The following is a 16,245-nucleotide window of genomic DNA, read 5'->3' on the forward strand; positions in this document are numbered from 1 at the left end:
GCAGCGTCGTGGCCCGTCCCCGCACCGGGGGCGGGCCTCGGCCGTCTCGCGGACGGCCGTCGCCGCCGCGGGCCTGGTGGGCGATCTCGTCACGGTAGCGATCGTGTGCGAGCAGCGTCGCGGGCCGCACCCTACGCGGGCGCCGCTCCCCCGAGCACGACGGTTTCCGCCGCCTCGAACCGCACGCCGACAACGTCCCCGACCGCGGGCGCGTCCCGCAGCGCGCACGCCGCCTCCAGGCGGGGGGCGTCCGGCGGCTGGAGGGCGACGGCGACGTGCGTACCGCGGAACGTGCGCGCCGCGACCGTGCAGCGCAGCCCCTCGTCCGGGGCCACGAGCCGTACGCCGGCCGGCCGGACCAGCAGCGAGCGGGTGCCCTGCGCGGCGTCCTCACCGACCGGCAGCTTGCCCCACGGGGTGTCGGCGGCCACCCCGGCGACGGTGCCCTCGACCACGTTGTCGAAGCCGAGGAAGCGGGCCACGAACGCGTCCGCCGGACGCTGCCACACCTCCAGCGGCGTACCGCTCTGCGCGACACGGCCGTCCCGCATCACCACCACCCGGTCGGCGAGCGCGAACGCCTCGCCCTGGTCGTGGGTCACCGCGAGCACGGTGGTGCCCAACCGCCCGAAGAGCTCGCGCAGTTCGACCACGAGCCGCTCCCGCAGCGAGCGGTCGAGCTGGCCCAGCGGCTCGTCCAGCATCAGCAGCCGCGGCCGGGGCGCGAGCGCGCGGGCGAGCGCCACCCGCTGCTGCTCCCCGCCCGAGAGCGAGGCGACGGCCCGGCCGGCCGCCCCGGGCAGCCCGACCAGATCGAGCAACTCCGCGACGCGCCGGGCCTGTTCGGCCTTGCCCGCACCGCGCATCCGCACCCCGAAGGCCACGTTGCCGCCGACGTCCCGCTGCGGGAAGAGCTGATGGTCCTGGAACATCAGCCCCACCCCGCGCCGGTGGGCCGGCACGCCCGCCTGGTCCCGGCCGTCCAGCGCCACCCGTCCGGCGTCCAGGGGCTGGAGACCGGCGACGGCCCGCAGCATCGTCGACTTGCCGCTGCCGCTCGGCCCGAGCACGCACACGATCTCGTGCTCGGCGACCTCCAGGCCGACCGCGTCCAGCACCGCCCGCCCGCCGAAGCGCACGGTCGCGCCGTCGAGGCTCAGCAGACTCATCTAGAACTCCCCCGTCCGGTCCGTGCGCAGCCGCTCCAGCACCAGCAGGGCCACCGCGCACACCACCATCAGCACCGTCGAAAGGGCCATCGCCTGGCCGTAGTTGAGGTCTCCGGCCCGCCCGAGCAGCCGGGCGACCGCGACCGGCAGCGTCGGGTTGTCGGGCCGGGCGATGAACACGGTCGCGCCGAACTCCCCGAGGGACACGGCGAAGGCGAACCCGGCGGCGATCAGCAGGGCCCGGCGCACCATCGGCAGATCGACCTCGCGCCACACCCGCCACGGGGAGGCGCCCAGCACGGACGCCGCCTCGCGCAGCCGCTCGTCCACGGCGCGCAGCACCGGCAGCATGGTGCGCACGACGAAGGGCACGCCGACCAGCGCCTGCGCCAGCGGCACCAGGATCCAGCTGGCGCGCAGGTCGAGCGGGGGCTCGTCCAGGGCGATCAGGAAGCCGAAGCCGACGGTCACCGCGGAGACGCCGAGCGGCAGCATCAGCAGCGCGTCGAAGCCCCGGACGAACCGGCCGGCGTCGCGCCGGGTCAGCGCGGCGGCCGCGAGCGCGCCGATCAGCACGGCGATGAGGGTGGCGACGACCGCGTACCGCAGCGAGGTGCCGATCGCCTCGATGGGCGCGACGAGGAAGACACCGCCGTCGGTACGGGTCAGGGCCCGGTAGTAGCCGAGGTCCGGGGCGCTCAGCGAGCGTCGCACCAGCACCGCGAGCGGCAGCAGGATCAGGACCGCGATCACGGCCAGGACCCCGGCGAGCAGCGCCCACTGCCCCGCTCCGCGCGGCCGTCGCGCGGTGCCGGAGGCGTCGACCAGGCGCAGGGTGCTCTCCCGGTGCCGTACCGTCCAGGCGTGCAGGGCGAGGATCGCGCCCACCGCCAGGAACTGGACGATGGTCAGGACGGCGGCCGTGGACAGGTCGAAGATCGCGGAGGTCTGCCGGTAGATCTCCACCTCCAGGGTGGAGAAGGCCGGCCCGCCGAGGATCTGCACCACACCGAAGGAGGTGAAGGTGAACAGGAAGACCATCAGCGCGGCGGCGGCCACGGCGGGCCCGAGGGCGGGCAGGGTGACGGTCCGCCAGGCGGCGAGGCGGGACGCGCCGAGCATCCGCGCCGCCTCCTCCTGCCGAGGGTCGAGCTGCGCCCACAGACCGCCGACGGTCCGCACGACGACGGCGTAGTTGAAGAAGACGTGCGCGAGCAGGATGGCCCACACGGTGGTGTCCAGCCGTACGCCCCACAGCTCGTCGAGCAGCCCGCCGCGTCCGACGAGCGCGAGGAACGCCGTGCCCACGACGACCGTCGGCAGCACGAAGGGCACGGTCACCACCGCGCGCAGGGCCTGTCTGCCGGGGAAGTCGAGGCGCGCGAAGACATAGGCGCCCGGCAGCGCGATCAGCAGGGTCAGCGCGGTGGAGGCGAGGGCCTGCCAGGTCGTGAACCACAGGACGTGCCGGATGTCGGGCGCCCCGAGCACGTCCCACAGCCGGCCGAACCGCCAGACGCCGTCCGCCTTCAGCCCCCGGGTCACGATCGCGGCGACCGGGTAGGCGAAGAAGGCGGCGAAGAACGCGACGGGTACGGCCATGAGCGCGAGCCGCACCGCCGCGCCCCCGCGGCGGGGTGCCGTCACCTCAGGACGAGCGAGGTCCATGACGTGACCCAGTCGTCCCGGTTGTCGGCGATCCTGGCCGGGGCCATGGTCGCGGGGTTCTCGGCCTGCGGGCCGTAGCGCGCGAACTCCGGAGGCACCCGGGCGCCCTCGACCACGGGGTAGACGAACATGTTCAGCGGCATGTCCTCCTGGAAGGGCTTGCCGAGCAGGAAGTCGAGGAACGCCTTGCCGCCCGCGGTGTTCTTCGCGTTGCTGAGCAGGCCCGCGTACTCGACCTGGCGGAAGCAGGTGCCGCTCGCCACGCCCGTCGGCGCCGTCTCGGGCCGGGGGTCGGCGTAGATCACCTCGGCGGGCGGCGAGGAGGCGTAGGAGACGACGAGCGGCCGGTCGGCCTTGGCCTTCTTCCCGCCCGCGGAGCCGGAGAACTCCTCGTTGTACGCCTGCTCCCAGCCGTCGACGACCTTCACGCCGTTGGCCTTGAGCTTCTTCCAGTAGTCCTGCCAGCCGTCGTCGCCGTAGCGGGCGGCGGTGCCGAGCAGGAAGCCGAGGCCGGGCGAGGAGGTGGCGGCGTTCTCGGTGACGAGGAGGTTCTTGTACGCGGGCTTGACCAGGTCGTCCAGGGAGGCGGGCGGGGTCAGCCCGCGCCGGCTGAAGTACGCCTTGTCGTAGTTGACGCAGATGTCGCCGGTGTCGACGGGGGTGACCCGGTTCCGGTCCCCGTCAACCCGGTACGCGGGCCGGACCGTGTCGTAGCCCTTGGGCCGGTAGGACTGGAACAGGCCGTTGTCGAGCGCCCGCGAGAGCAGGGTGTTGTCGACGCCGAAGAAGACGTCGCCCTGGGGGTTGTCCTTGGTGAGGATGGCCTTGTTGACGGCCTGCCCGGCGTCGCCGTCCTCCAGGACCCTGACCCGGTAGCCGGACCGCTTCTCGAACGCGGCGAGGACGCCCTTGGAGACGGCCCACGAGTTGTGGCTGACGAGGGTCACGGTCCTGCTCCCGGCCGCGGAGCCGCCGCCGCCCGAGCCGGACGATCCGCACGCGCTCAGCGTGACGAGACCCAGTCCCACGGCGAGGACCGTGGCCTTCCTGGTGATGCTCACTGGATTCCTCCTGGGGTTGACCAGGAAGAGACGCGGCCCTGCCCGGGAGGCCCTTCGGCTCCCGGGCAGGGCGCAACAGCTTGAGTGATGACCGAACTTCCTACCCAGAATGACCTGGGCGAGGTTCAGAGGGTCTGCGGCCCGATTGCCGCACTCTCAGCGCTGTGGCGCTCCCCTGTCGGAATATGAAGATGTGAAACGTACGGGTGTACGGGCTCAGGCTACCGCTCGGTGGCCGCGAGCTGACCGCAGGCCCCGTCGATCTCCTGACCCCGGGTGTCCCGAACCGTCACCGGTACACCATGCGCGGCGATCGCCTCGACGAACGCCTTCTCGTCCTCGGGCCGGGAGGCCGTCCACTTGGACCCCGGTGTCGGGTTCAGCGGGATGAGGTTGACATGCACGGGCTTGCCCTTGAGCAGCCGCCCGAGCCGGTCGCCCCGCCACGCCTGGTCGTTGATGTCCCTGATCAGCGCGTACTCGATGGAGAGCCGGCGCCCGGACTTCGCGGCGTACCCGAACCCGGCGTCGAGGACCTCGCGCACCTTCCACCGCGTGTTCACGGGGACGAGGGTGTCGCGCAGCTCGTCGTCGGGGGCGTGCAGCGAGATCGCGAGACGGCACTTGAAGCCCTCGTCGGCGAACCGGTGGATGGCGGGCACGAGCCCGACGGTGGAGACGGTGATGCCGCGCTGCGACAGCCCGAGCCCGTCGGGTTCGGGGTCGGTGAGCCGGCGGACGGAGCCGACGACCCGGTTGTAGTTGGCGAGCGGCTCCCCCATCCCCATGAAGACGATGTTGGACAGCCGCGCCGGGCCGCCGGGCACCTCGCCGTCGCGCAGGGCCCGCATCCCGTCGACGATCTGGTGCACGATCTCGGCGGTGGACAGGTTCCGGTCGAGTCCCGCCTGCCCGGTCGCGCAGAACGGGCAGTTCATCCCGCAGCCGGCCTGCGAGCTGATGCACATGGTGACCCGGTCCGGGTACCGCATCAGCACCGACTCGACGAGCGTCCCGTCGAAGAGCCGCCACAGCGTCTTGCGCGTGGTGCCCTCGTCGGTCGACAGATGCCGTACGACGGTCATGAGCTGGGGAAACAGCTCGTCGCGCAGCTTCTCGCGCGCCCCGGCGGGGATGTCGGTCCACTGCTCGGGGTCGTGCGTGTACCGCGCGAAGTAGTGCTGCGAGAGCTGCTTGGCGCGAAACGGCTTCTCGCCGATCGCGGCGACGGCGTCCTTGCGCTCACCGGGCGTGAGGTCGGCGAGATGCCGCGGCGGCTTCTTGGCTCCGCGGGGGGCGACGAAAGTGAGTTCTCCGGGTGCAGGCATAACCCCCCCAGTGTCGCAGATCCACGGGAGTGGCCCGGCGCGCCCGCCGGCGGGCCGGGCGGACCGGTGTGCGCGTGACGCGCGGGAGCCCCCGTTCCGTGGAACGGGGGCTCCCCACACGGTCGTGCCGGACGGTCAGCCCTGCCCCACGAACAGCACCAGCAGCAGCCACACCACGGGCGCCGTCGGCAGCAGGGAGTCGAGCCGGTCCATGATCCCGCCGTGGCCCGGCAGGAGCGTCCCCATGTCCTTGATGCCGAGGTCCCGCTTGATCATCGACTCGCCCAGGTCACCCAGCGTGGCACTGACCGCGACCGCCAGGCCCAGGATCAGGCCCTGCCACCAGGTGCCGTGGTCGATCAGGAACTGCATGCACAGCGCGCCGCAGGCCATCGCGAAGCCGATCCCGCCCAGCATCCCCTCGCGGGTCTTGCCGGGGCTGATGCGCGGCGCCAGCTTGGTGCGCCCGAAGCGCCAGCCGACGGCGTACGCGCCGGTGTCGCTGACGACGGTCAGGACCAGGAACGTCAGGACGCGCCACGCCCCGTCCTCGGCCGCCAGCATCATCGCGACGAAGGTCGCCAGGAACGGCACGTAGAACGCGGCGAAGATGCCCGCGGTCACGTCCTTGAGATAGCCCTCGGGCGGCTCGGTCATCCGCCAGCCCAGCACCGCCAGCGCGGTGAGCGCCATCGCCACCCAGGCGCCCTCGGCGCCCCGGACGTACCCGGCGACGACCATCGCCGCGCCGCCGACGGCGAGCGGGACGACCGGCACGTTGATGCCCTTGCGTTCCCTCAGTCGGCGGGCGAGCTCCCACACCCCGACCACGACCGCGACCGCGACGACCCCGACGAACACGGCCTTGACGACGAACAGCGACGCGATGATGACCACACCGAGCCCGAAAGCGACCCCTATGGCGGCGCTCAGGTCCCGCCCCGCGCTCTTCTTCTGCGGCTGGGGCGCCGGCTGCGGCGCGTCGGGCATGGGCTCCGGATTCTGCGGCGCCGCCCGGTGGGGCCGCGCCTGCGGCGTGTCGTACGGCCGCGCCTGCGGCGGCTGTTCGCGGAACAAGGGGCCGCTCAGCCGAGCGGCCCCCCGGTGGTCATCCTGGTCTCCGCCGTACGCGGGTCCGTCGGGCACGATGGGCATGGGGCGAGTGTGCTGCGCCTCAGGCGCATCGTACGTGGGACCCGCCGGGGCAGCCCCCTGGACAGGTCCATGCTCGGCGCGCCCCCAGTACCCGGTCTGCCCGGTCCCTGACGGCGCCCCCCAGGAAGAGTCGTTCATCAGACCTCGAGCAGCTCCGCTTCCTTGTGCTTCAGGAGCTCGTCCACCTGTGCGACGTACTTGTGCGTGGTGTCGTCGAGTTCCTTCTCCGCACGGCGGCCCTCGTCCTCACCGATCTCGCCGTCCTTGATCAGCTTGTCGATGGTGTCCTTGGCCTTGCGGCGGACGGACCGGATGGACACGCGCGCGTCCTCGGCCTTGCCCTTGGCGACCTTGATGTAGTCGCGGCGGCGCTCCTCGGTCAGCTCGGGGAACACCACCCGGATGATATTGCCGTCGTTGCTCGGGTTGACGCCGAGGTCGGAGTCGCGGATCGCCTGCTCGATGTTGCGCAGCGCGCTCTTGTCGAACGGCGTCACGACCGCCATGCGCGGCTCCGGCACGGAGAACGAGGCCAGTTGGTTGATCGGCGTCGGCGCGCCGTAGTAGTCGGCCACGATCTTGTTGAACATCGCCGGGTGCGCACGGCCGGTGCGGATCGCGGCGAAGTCCTCCTTGGCGACCACGACGGCCTTCTCCATCTTCTCCTCGGCTTCGAGGAGGGTCTCTTCGATCACCACTTGCTCCTGCGTGTCTTGAGTGAGGCCCGGCTGCGGTTCCTGGGTGGGGGGCGGCGGCCGGCTGCGTCGCGTCTTCTTCCTGCACGGTTCCCGACCGGCAGGACATTGTCCATCCCCCGGTCAGGGGCCGCCCCGTCCGCACCCCGGACGGGTTTCGCCGTCGGAGCGTCAGCCCCGACCGCCCTGGTCACCCACAAGCGAGCCGATCTTCTCACCCTTGACGGCACGGGCGATATTGCCCTCCGCCAGCAGTTCGAAGACCAGGATCGGGAGCTTGTTGTCGCGGCACAGGGTGATCGCCGTGGCGTCGGCGACCTTGAGGTCGCGCGTGATGACCTCGCCGTAGCCGAGGGAGTCGAACTTGACGGCGTCCGGGTTGGTCTTGGGGTCGGAGTCGTAGACCCCGTCGACGCCGTTCTTGCCCATCAGCAGCGCCTGGGCGTCGATCTCCAGGGCGCGCTGCGCGGCGGTGGTGTCGGTGGAGAAGTACGGCATGCCCATGCCGGCGCCGAAGATGACCACGCGGCCCTTCTCCAGGTGGCGCACGGCGCGCAGCGGGATGTACGGCTCGGCGACCTGGCCCATGGTGATGGCGGTCTGCACCCGGCTGTCGATGCCCTCCTTCTCCAGGAAGTCCTGGAGGGCGAGGCAGTTCATCACGGTGCCGAGCATGCCCATGTAGTCGGAGCGCGCCCGGTCCATGCCGCGCTGCTGGAGTTCGGCGCCGCGGAAGAAGTTGCCGCCGCCGATGACGACCGCGATCTCGGCGCCGTCGCGCACGACGGCCGCGATCTCACGGGCGATCTTGTGCACCACGTCCGGGTCGACGCCGAGGCCGCCGCCACCGGAGAACGCCTCTCCGGACAGCTTCAGCAGAAACCGGCCGCGTACTGTGCCGTCGTCGCTCTTCTGGGCCTTGGTGGTCATCGCGATCCCGCCTCTGTTACGTGGTGCACATACGAAGAAGGCCACTGCCGGCCGGGCGTGTTTCGCATCCCATGCGCGGCAATGGCCTCCTTGTCAGATCTGCTGTCGTCCGTCGCCCGCGCGTGCGGGGAGACGGCGTACGCCAACGACTGCGTTCGACCTTATCGGGGTCGCGCGCCGCTCGCGGTACGGACTCAGATGCCGACCTTGATGCGCGTGAAGCGCTTCAGGGTGACACCGGCCTCGTCCAGGACCTTCTGGACGGACTTCTTGTTGTCGAGCGCGTACGGCTGACCGAGCAGCGTGGCGTCCTTGAAGAAGCCGTTGAGGCGACCCTCGACGATCTTCGGCAGGGCGGCCTCGGGCTTGCCCTCGGCGCGGGTGGTCTCCTCGGCGACGCGGCGCTCGGACTCGACGACCTCGGCCGGCACGTCCTCCTTGGAGAGGTACTTCGGCGCGAAGGCGGCGATGTGCTGGGCGACGCCCTTGGCGATCTCGGCGTTCGGCTTGTCCAGCTCGACGAGGACACCGATCTGCGGGGGCAGGTCGGGCATCGTGCGGTGCATGTACGCGGCCACGAAGCCGTCGGTGTACTGCGCGAAGCGGTCGAGGACGATCTTCTCGCCGAGGTTGGCGTTGGCCTCGTCCACGAACGCCTGGACGGTCTTGCCGGCCTCGATCTCGGAGGCGAGCAGGGCCTCCAGGTCGGCCGGGGAGGTCGCGGCGACGTGCTCGGCGATGGCGTTGGCCACGGCCTGGAACTTCTCGCCCTTGGCGACGAAGTCCGTCTCGCACTTCAGCTCGACCAGGACACCCGAGGCGTTGTCGTCGGCGATGATCGAGACCACGGCGCCGTTCTCGGCGGAGCGGCCCTCGCGCTTGGCGACGCCCTTCTGGCCCTTGATACGGAGCGCCTCGACGGCCTTGTCGACGTTGCCGTCGGCCTCGTCCAGCGCCTTCTTGCAGTCCATCATGCCGGCGCCGGTGAGCTCGCGGAGCTTCTTGACGTCAGCGGCGGTGTAGTTCGCCATGAGTCTGTGAATCTTTCTCGAAGTCTGGAAGATCGAAGATCTGCGGGGTCAGCGGCCCCCGTGGAGGCGGGAGCCGCCGGGCGTCCGTCGACCTACGGGTGGACGGCGGGAGCGCTGCCGCTCCCGCCGTCAGCACCGACGGTGTCAGGCCTGCTCGCCCTCGGCGGCCGGGGCCTCCGTGGCGGGCGCCTCCGTGGCCTCGGCCTCGGCGGCCTCGGCGGGGGCCTCCGTGGCGGGGGCCTCGGTGACCTCGGCGGCGGCCGGGGTCTCGTCGGCCTTCTTCTCACCCTCGAGCAGGTCGCGCTCCCACTCGGCGAGCGGCTCGCCGGCGGCCTTCTCGCCCTTGCCCTCCGTCGCCACGCCGGAACGGGAGATGAGGCCCTCGGCGACGGCGTCGGCGATCACGCGGGTGAGCAGGGTGACGGAGCGGATCGCGTCGTCGTTGCCCGGGATCTTGTAGTCGACCTCGTCGGGGTCGCAGTTGGTGTCGAGGATCGCGACGACCGGGATGTTGAGCTTCCGGGCCTCACCGACCGCGATGTGCTCCTTCTTGGTGTCCACGATCCAGACGGCGCTGGGCACCTTGGACATCTCGCGGATACCGCCGAGCGTCTTCTCCAGCTTGGCCTTCTCGCGCGAGAGCACGAGAAGCTCCTTCTTGGTCAGACCCGACGCGGCGACGTCCTCGAAGTCGATCTGCTCAAGCTCCTTGAGGCGCTGCAGACGCTTGTAGACGGTGGAGAAGTTGGTGAGCATGCCGCCCAGCCAGCGCTGGTTGACGTAGGGCATGCCGACGCGGGTGGCCTGCTCGGCGATGGCCTCCTGCGCCTGCTTCTTCGTGCCGACGAACATGACCGTGCCGCCGTGGGCGACGGTCTCCTTGACGAACTCGTAGGCGCGGTCGATGTACGACAGCGACTGGAGCAGGTCGATGATGTAGATGCCGTTGCGCTCGGTGAAGATGAAGCGCTTCATCTTCGGGTTCCAGCGACGGGTCTGGTGACCGAAGTGGACGCCGCTCTCCAGCAGCTCCCGCATCGTGACGACGGCCATGGCCGTTCTCCTTGATTTTCTCGGTTGTGCCGCGGGAACCGGACGGCACCCGCGCCTGACGCCCGCGTGCGCCGTGCCGCGAAGGACCGAGGGGCGCTGACACGGACCGTCTCCGGTGGACGTGTCGGGGCGTGCGAAGTCGACCCGGTGACCCGGATCGCCAGAAGAAGTGTACGGGACCCGGGAGGCGGAGGGTGACGCCGCTGTCCACAACCGGGAGGTTGTCCACAGGCTCGGGCCGCCGTCGGCGCCGGTGCGGGACGGTTCTCGCATGCGAGTGAACCGATGGACGTGTACGGCACGGACCGCGAGGGCGGGGAGTGCGGCGAGGGCCGTCGTACGGCTGGTGGTGCTGCTGCTCCTGACGGCGGCGGTGCTCCTGGCGCCGCCCCCGCCGCTGGGGCCGGCGGCCTGGGGCGCCCCGTCCGCTCCGGCGCCGGACCCCCTGGTGCCGGCGGTCGGCCGGACATGGCCGGTGGAGCCGCGCCCGGCGGTGCTGCGCGGCTGGCAGCCCCCGGCGACCGCCTACGGCCGCGGCCACCGCGGCGCGGACCTGGCCGCACCGGCCGGGACGGCGGTGCGGGCGGTGGCACCGGGCCGGGTGTCCTTCGCGGGCCGGGTGGCGGGCCGGGGGGTGGTGTCGGTCGAGCTCGCGGGCACGGGCTCGCCCCCGCTGCGCACGACGTACGAACCGGTACGGGCGTCCGTCGCACGGGGCGACCGGGTCCGGGCGGGCGAGGTGATCGGCGCCGTCGAGAGCGGCGGTTCCCACTGCGCGGGCGGGTGCCTGCACTGGGGTCTGCGCGACGGCGAGACCTACCGGGACCCGCTGTCGCTCCTGCCGCCCTGGCTGCTGCGCCGGGGCCCGTCAAGACTGCTCCCGGTCCTGGATGTCCCGCTGCCGCCCGGATGACTCCGGCCGCCGCCGGGGCCGGGCGCCGCCCACCTCGGCGGCACGCCCCGCTCCCGTCAGCCCGTGACGCCCCTGAGCGCCATCGCGACGGCGGCGTCCGTGATCGACTCCGGTTCCTCCGCCGCTCCCAGTTCGATCCGGCGGACGGCGGCGTCCACCACGCCCTGGAGCAGCATCGCGGCGAGGCGGGGCTCCGCGTGGCCCATCTCCCGCAGCGCCTCGACGATCATCGCGACCAGCCCGCCGTGGGCGGCCCGGATCTTCTCGCGCGCCCCCGCGTCCAGCTCGCTCGCGGAGATGGCGACCACGGCCCGGTGCCTGCGGTCCCCGACCAGCGCGAGCTGGCGGCGCACGTACGCCTCGACCTGGCCCTCGGGGCTGCTCTCGCGGCGCATCGCCTCGGAGACCTCGGCCGCCCAGACCGGGAAGTCGGCCTCGCACAGCTCCTCGACGACGGCGGCACGCGACCGGAAGTACTCGTACACGGACGACCGGGCCAGCCCCGTGCGCTCGGCGAGCGCCGGGAAGGTCAGCGCCTCCGTCCCGCCCTCGGACAACAGGGACCGCGCCGCGTCCAGCAGGGCGGCTCGCTGCATCGACCGGTGCTCGGCCACGGAGGCCGCTCGAATCCTTGGCACGTCGACCACTCTACGGACGCGCCACCCCCGGCGGGAGTGCCCCGGCGCACTCGCCGGCGATCGCGCAGATGCCGCGGCGGGCGGTGTCCGTCCGCCGGGGAGCGGCGTCCGGTGCGCGCTCCCGGCGTGCCGGCGAGGGGGCGTGCCGGGCGTCGCGACGGGCCGGATGCGGCCGGCCCACGGCAGCGGGTCAGCGCCCGAACCCGGCCAGTTTCGCCCGGAGCTGGAGCACCGACTTGGTGTGGATCTGGCTCACCCGGCTCTCGGTGACGCCCAGTACGTTGCCGATCTCGGCCAGTGTGAGGCCCTCGTAGTAGTACAGCGTCACCACGGTCTTCTCCCGCTCGGGGAGGGTGTTGATCGCCCGCGCCAGGAACCGGCGCAGCTCCCGGCCCTCGGCGACCTCCACGGGGTCGTCCGCGGCGGTGTCCTCCAGCGTGTCCATGACGCTGAGCCCGTCGCCGCCCTCACTGCCGACGTGCAGCAACTCCTCCAGGGCCACCACGTTGGCCAGCGACAACTGGCTGAAAACCGCATGGAGTTCGTCCACCGCGATCCCCATTTCGGCGGCCACCTCGGCCTCCGTCGGGGTGCGCCGCAGCCGGGCCTCCAGGGTGGCGTAGGCGCGCTCCACGTTGCGTGCCTTCTGCCGCACGGACCGCGGGATCCAGTCCAGCGCCCTGAGTTCGTCGATCATCGCGCCCCGGATCCGGGTGATCGCGTACGTCTCGAACTTGATCTCCCGGTCGACGTCGAACTTCTCGATCGCGTCGATCAGCCCGAACACCCCGGAGGAGACGAAGTCCGCCTGCTCCACGTTGGCCGGCAGGCCGACGCTCACCCGGCCCGCCACGTACTTGACGAGCGGCGAGTAGTGCAGGATCAGCTGCTCGCGCAGCCGCTCGTCCCCCGTCGCCTTGTACGACCGCCACAGCTCGTCGAGTGTCGAGGGAGCGGGCGGCCGCACGCCGCCACCGTCACGTGCGGCCGGGGGGATCGCCGCCGCCCGGTCGGACCCGGAGGTGTGCTGGGGCATTCGTCGCCTTGTGCCGTTCTGCCGTGAAGCGGGTGCCTGGAGAGCTGTCGGTCTGGTGCCGTTCCGCTGCCGTCTGATGCTTTTCCTGTGCCGAGGTGCCGGTCTGCGCCGGAATCCACGTGAGCGTAGCGTGACTGAAGTGTCGCGGTGCGCGAAGAGTGGGCCGCAGGGCGTACGCAGATACGTTCCGCTGGACGCTCCGCCGGGTCATGGCGATCGCTCTACGTGATCACCCGAACACCCCAACTGGGGGAATTCACAAGGACATCCGTGTTCCCCCGTACGGCCGAACCCCCTCGGTCAACCGGGGCTCGGCGAGGCCCGGGCGGAGATCATCGCCTGGCGTGTCAACTTCCAGCCGTCGCCGTGTCGTTCGACCCAGCCGAGTGAGCGGAGTTCGTACAGTCTCGCGATCGCGTCGTCCTCGGTGGTCCGCGCCGCGCGGGCGATCTCGGCCGGCGGGGCCGCCCGCGTCCCGGGCAGCGCGGCCAGTACGTCGCGCGCCATCGGCCGGAGCAGGTCGCGGGGCAGGACGGGGCCGCGGCGCTCGGGCGCGAGCTCTCCCATGGCGCCGACGAGTTCGACGACCTCGGCGGCGTCGGTGACGAGTTCGGCCTCGCCGCGCAGCAGTTCGTGGACGCCTGCCGACAGGGCGCTGGTGGCCGGGCCGGGGACGCCCATGGTGTGGCGCCCGAGCCGCCGCGCGGCCCGTGCGGTGACCAGGGAGCCGCTGCGATGGGCGGCCTCGACGACCACGGTGCCGCGGGTGAGCGCCGCGATGACGCGGTTGCGGACGACGAATCTGCTGGGGGTGGGGTGCTCGCCCGGCGGCAGCTCTCCGATCACCAGTCCCTGCTCGGCGATCCTGTTGATCAGCTGGGTGTGCCCGCGCGGGTAGGGCCGGTCGACCCCGCAGGCGAGCACGGCGACGGTGGCCCCGCCGGCGCCGAGCGCTCCTCGGTGGGCGGCGCCGTCGACTCCGTAGGCGCCGCCGGAGACGACGACCCAGCCCCGCTCGGCGAGCCCGCAGGCCACCGTGGCGGCCATGTGGGCGCCGTACTCGGTGCAGGCCCGCGCGCCGACCAGGGCGACGGACCGCAGGGCCCACATCCGCAGATCGGCCGGCCCGCGCACCCACAGCCCCACGGGGCGCGCGTCCCCCAGGTCGTCGAGCTGGCCCGGCCACTCGCCGTCCCCCGGGCACAGGAAGCGCACCCCGGCCGCGCGGGCCGTCGCGAGGTCCCGGGCCGGATCGGCGAGCGCGGCCCGGGACCGCAGCCCCTCCCACCGCTTGGCACCCACCCCGGGCAGGGTCTCGGTGCCCCGCCGCAGCCGCCGCACGACGGTGTCGATCCCGAACTCCCGCAGCCACCGCCCGACCACCGCGTCCCCGGGCTCGGCGACCCGGCTGAGGAGGACCCGCCCGAGCAGGTCGTCCCCGGGCTCCGGGTCCGGCGTCATGCCGGCGCCCCGAGGACCAGGGGGACGCCGCGCGGGACCCCGGTGCGCAGTTGCAGGGCCAGCGCGACGTCCGTCGCGTCGGGCCGGTCGTGTCCGGCGAGGTCGGCGACGGTCCAGGCGACCCGCAGCACCCGGTCCAGGCCCCGGGCGGTGAGGACGCCGCGTTCGAGGTTGCGCTCGGCCTCGTCCATGGCGCCGGGCACGGCGTACCAGCGGCTGCGCAGCTCACGGCCGGGGATCTCGCTGTTGGTCCGCCACGGGGTGCCGTCGAGGCGGGCCCCGGCCCGCTCGCGGGCCGCGCACACCCGGTCGGCGACGGTGGCCGTCGACTCGCCCCGCGCTCCGCGCTCGGTCAGCTGGGCACGTGTGACGCGCTCGACCTGGACGCGGAGGTCGACCCGGTCGAGCAGGGGCCCCGAGAGCCGGGCCTGATAGCGGCGGACGGCCGAGGGCGGGCACTCGCACAGGTCGTCGGTCCGCGAGAAGCGGCCGCAGGGGCAGGGGTTCGCCGCGAGGACCATGAGGAACTTGGCGGGGAAGCGGACGACGCCCGCGCTGCGCGCGATGACGACGTGCCCGGCCTCCAGCGGCTGCCGCAGGGCGTCGAGGGCCCGGCCGCTGAACTCGGGCGTCTCGTCCAGGAACAGCACGCCCCGGTGGGACAGCGACACCGCTCCGGGGCGCGCGACACCGGGCCCGCCGCCGACGAGCGCCTGCATCGTGGCCGAGTGGTGCGGCGCGCAGTAGGGGGCGACGTCGATCAGGGGCCTGCCCGGGGGCAGCAGACCGGCAACCGAGTGCACGGCCGTGACCTCCAGCGACTCCAGTCTGCCGAGCCGGGGGAGGACGGCCGGCATCCGCTCGGCCAGCATCGTCTTGCCGGCGCCGGGCGGGCCCTCCAGGAACAGGTGGTGGCCGCCCGCGGCGGCGACCTCCACCGCGGTGCGCGCGGGCCGCTGGCCCACCACGTCGGCGAGGTCGTGGCCGTGGTCGGGCTCGACGGCGCCCATGCCGTGCATGCCCGTGGCCGCTCCCGTGCCGGGCACCCGCAGGCCGGCGAGCAGGGGATCGGGGCGGCCCTGGTCGTCGGGTTCCTCCTCGGGCACCGGTTCGTCCGCGAGGACGGCGATGAGCTGGCGCAGGCTGCGCACACCGAGCACGGACACCCCGGGCACCAGGGACGCCTCGGCGGCCGCGCTCTCCGGGACGACCACCTGTTCGTAGCCCGCGTCGGCGGCGGCCAGGACCGCGGGCAGGATGCCGCGGACCGGGCGCACCCGTCCGTCGAGGCCGAGCTCGCCGATCATCACGATGTCGGCGAGCACCCGGGGGTCGATGCGCTCGGCGGCACCGAGGACGGCGCAGGCGACGGCCAGGTCGAAACCGCTTCCCGCCTTGGGCACCGACGCCGGGCTGAGGCCCACGGTCAGCTTCTTCTGCGGCCACTCGTCGCCCGAGTTCACCACCGCGGCCCGGACCCGGTCCCGGCTCTCCGTCAGGCTCTTGTCCGGCAGCCCCACCAGTGTGAAGGCCGCCACTCCGGGCTCCAGGTCGGCCTGGACCTCGACGACGACTCCCTCGACGCCCACGAGGGCCACCGAGCAGGTGCGTGCGAAACCCATTCAGGCCACCCCCCGCACATGCTCGACGACCGGTGCGCCGCGCCGGGGCAGGACCACGCCGACGAGGTCGATGCGGACGCCTCCGGGCGGTGCGCCGCCGTGCGCGTGGAGCCAGCTCTCGGCGAGGCCCCGCAGCCGGGCCGCCTTCACCGCGGTCAGCGCGGCCATCGGATGCTCGTAGGGGCCCGCGCGGCGGGTCTTGACCTCGCAGACGACCAGCACGTCGCCGTCGCGCGCCACGATGTCGATCTCGCCGGTCCTGCCGCAGCGCCAGTTGCGCTCCAGGACGGCCAGGCCGGCCTCGGCGAGCCGCCGGGCGGCCAGTGTCTCGCCGTACCGGCCGAGGGCGCCGCGGGCGCTCCCCCGGCCCGGTCCCCCGGTCCCGCCCGCCGCCCCGACCCGGTTGTTCGTGCCCTTGGTGGTCTTCATGTCGGCACCTCCTCGGTGCCGACACTGCGGGCTTCGCCGCAAGCTGTTGGATCTTG

At 72.8% G+C, this 16,245-nt stretch carries 15 protein-coding genes; 1 reads left to right on the plus strand and 14 read right to left on the minus strand.

All coding sequences use genetic code 11. The annotated features are described in order from the left end of the window. Positions 1-131 precede the first annotated feature (131 nt). The 9 genes from SZN_RS08445 to rpsB form a co-directional block, all read right to left on the minus strand. A complete protein-coding gene (locus tag SZN_RS08445) occupies positions 132-1,169 on the minus strand; it encodes an ABC transporter ATP-binding protein (protein ID WP_007493311.1) in 1,038 nt (345 codons plus the stop codon). After that, positions 1,170-2,837 carry an ABC transporter permease gene (locus SZN_RS08450; protein ID WP_007493313.1) on the minus strand — a complete coding sequence of 556 codons (1,668 nt, stop codon included), beginning with the start codon at positions 2,835-2,837 and terminating at the stop codon, positions 1,170-1,172. It lies immediately after the preceding gene. Next, entirely contained in the window at positions 2,813-3,898 is a 1,086-nt protein-coding gene (locus SZN_RS08455; protein WP_007493315.1) for a thiamine ABC transporter substrate-binding protein, read from the minus strand. The genes SZN_RS08450 and SZN_RS08455 overlap by 25 nt, the downstream gene beginning before the upstream one ends. A 221-nt stretch (positions 3,899-4,119) precedes the next feature. Further along, positions 4,120-5,226, minus strand: a complete 1,107-nt coding sequence (gene rlmN / locus SZN_RS08460) for a dual-specificity RNA methyltransferase RlmN (RefSeq protein WP_007493317.1) — start codon at positions 5,224-5,226, stop codon at positions 4,120-4,122. Between the two features lie 135 nt (positions 5,227-5,361). Further along, positions 5,362-6,519, minus strand: coding sequence for a phosphatidate cytidylyltransferase (locus SZN_RS08465; protein WP_043729325.1), 1,158 nt, complete (start codon positions 6,517-6,519; stop codon positions 5,362-5,364). Next, a complete protein-coding gene (frr, locus tag SZN_RS08470; protein WP_043729329.1) occupies positions 6,519-7,076 on the minus strand; it encodes a ribosome recycling factor in 558 nt (185 codons plus the stop codon). Before frr ends, SZN_RS08465 begins: the two co-directional genes overlap by 1 nt. Before the next feature lie 171 nt (positions 7,077-7,247). Next, positions 7,248-8,006 (minus strand): UMP kinase, encoded by a 759-nt coding sequence (gene pyrH / locus SZN_RS08475; RefSeq protein WP_007493320.1) that lies wholly within the window; start codon positions 8,004-8,006, stop codon positions 7,248-7,250. Between the two features lie 194 nt (positions 8,007-8,200). After that, positions 8,201-9,037 (minus strand): translation elongation factor Ts, encoded by an 837-nt coding sequence (gene tsf, locus SZN_RS08480; protein ID WP_007493321.1) that lies wholly within the window; start codon positions 9,035-9,037, stop codon positions 8,201-8,203. 144 nt (positions 9,038-9,181) lie between these two features. Beyond that, positions 9,182-10,090 (minus strand): 30S ribosomal protein S2, encoded by a 909-nt coding sequence (gene rpsB / locus SZN_RS08485; RefSeq protein WP_007493322.1) that lies wholly within the window; start codon positions 10,088-10,090, stop codon positions 9,182-9,184. Positions 10,091-10,436: 346 nt separating this feature from the next. Between rpsB and SZN_RS08490 the strand changes: the two genes are divergently transcribed. Continuing rightward, the gene (locus tag SZN_RS08490) at positions 10,437-11,003 is read left to right on the plus strand and encodes a murein hydrolase activator EnvC family protein (RefSeq protein WP_007493323.1); all 567 of its coding nucleotides are present in this window, start codon (positions 10,437-10,439) and stop codon (positions 11,001-11,003) included. Between the two features lie 56 nt (positions 11,004-11,059). Here SZN_RS08490 and SZN_RS08495 read toward each other — a convergent pair whose 3' ends face one another. The 5 genes from SZN_RS08495 to SZN_RS08515 all read right to left on the minus strand — a co-directional run bounded on the left by SZN_RS08495 (position 11,060) and on the right by SZN_RS08515 (position 16,189). Beyond that, positions 11,060-11,617 carry a TetR/AcrR family transcriptional regulator gene (locus SZN_RS08495; protein ID WP_007493325.1) on the minus strand — a complete coding sequence of 186 codons (558 nt, stop codon included), beginning with the start codon at positions 11,615-11,617 and terminating at the stop codon, positions 11,060-11,062. Positions 11,618-11,831: 214 nt separating this feature from the next. Continuing rightward, on the minus strand, positions 11,832-12,677 hold the full coding sequence (whiG, locus tag SZN_RS08500) for an RNA polymerase sigma factor WhiG (protein WP_007493326.1): 846 nt from the start codon (positions 12,675-12,677) through the stop codon (positions 11,832-11,834). Between the two features lie 300 nt (positions 12,678-12,977). Further along, positions 12,978-14,138: a DNA-processing protein DprA gene (dprA, locus tag SZN_RS08505; protein ID WP_007493327.1), complete on the minus strand. Its 1,161-nt coding sequence runs from the start codon at positions 14,136-14,138 to the stop codon at positions 12,978-12,980. Continuing rightward, entirely contained in the window at positions 14,135-15,760 is a 1,626-nt protein-coding gene (locus SZN_RS08510; RefSeq protein ID WP_007493328.1) for a YifB family Mg chelatase-like AAA ATPase, read from the minus strand. Before SZN_RS08510 ends, dprA begins: the two co-directional genes overlap by 4 nt. After that, entirely contained in the window at positions 15,761-16,189 is a 429-nt protein-coding gene (locus SZN_RS08515) for a YraN family protein (RefSeq protein ID WP_007493329.1), read from the minus strand. Positions 16,190-16,245 lie beyond the last annotated feature (56 nt).

Origin of the sequence: Streptomyces zinciresistens K42 (assembly GCF_000225525.1) — a bacterium.
In the GTDB taxonomy this organism is placed as follows: domain Bacteria; phylum Actinomycetota; class Actinomycetes; order Streptomycetales; family Streptomycetaceae; genus Streptomyces; species Streptomyces zinciresistens.

Coding starts and splice junctions, on each gene's coding strand:
- SZN_RS08445 (WP_007493311.1), bottom strand. CDS start 1,169: ATGAGTCTGCTGAGCCTCGACGGCGCGACCGTGCGCTTCGGCGGGCGG.
- SZN_RS08450 (WP_007493313.1), bottom strand. CDS start 2,837: ATGGACCTCGCTCGTCCTGAGGTGACGGCACCCCGCCGCGGGGGCGCG.
- rlmN (WP_007493317.1), bottom strand. CDS start 5,226: ATGCCTGCACCCGGAGAACTCACTTTCGTCGCCCCCCGCGGAGCCAAG.
- SZN_RS08465 (WP_043729325.1), bottom strand. CDS start 6,519: ATGAACGACTCTTCCTGGGGGGCGCCGTCAGGGACCGGGCAGACCGGG.
- pyrH (WP_007493320.1), bottom strand. CDS start 8,006: ATGACCACCAAGGCCCAGAAGAGCGACGACGGCACAGTACGCGGCCGG.
- tsf (WP_007493321.1), bottom strand. CDS start 9,037: ATGGCGAACTACACCGCCGCTGACGTCAAGAAGCTCCGCGAGCTCACC.
- rpsB (WP_007493322.1), bottom strand. CDS start 10,090: ATGGCCGTCGTCACGATGCGGGAGCTGCTGGAGAGCGGCGTCCACTTC.
- whiG (WP_007493326.1), bottom strand. CDS start 12,677: ATGCCCCAGCACACCTCCGGGTCCGACCGGGCGGCGGCGATCCCCCCG.
- dprA (WP_007493327.1), bottom strand. CDS start 14,138: ATGACGCCGGACCCGGAGCCCGGGGACGACCTGCTCGGGCGGGTCCTC.
- SZN_RS08510 (WP_007493328.1), bottom strand. CDS start 15,760: ATGGGTTTCGCACGCACCTGCTCGGTGGCCCTCGTGGGCGTCGAGGGA.
- SZN_RS08515 (WP_007493329.1), bottom strand. CDS start 16,189: ATGAAGACCACCAAGGGCACGAACAACCGGGTCGGGGCGGCGGGCGGG.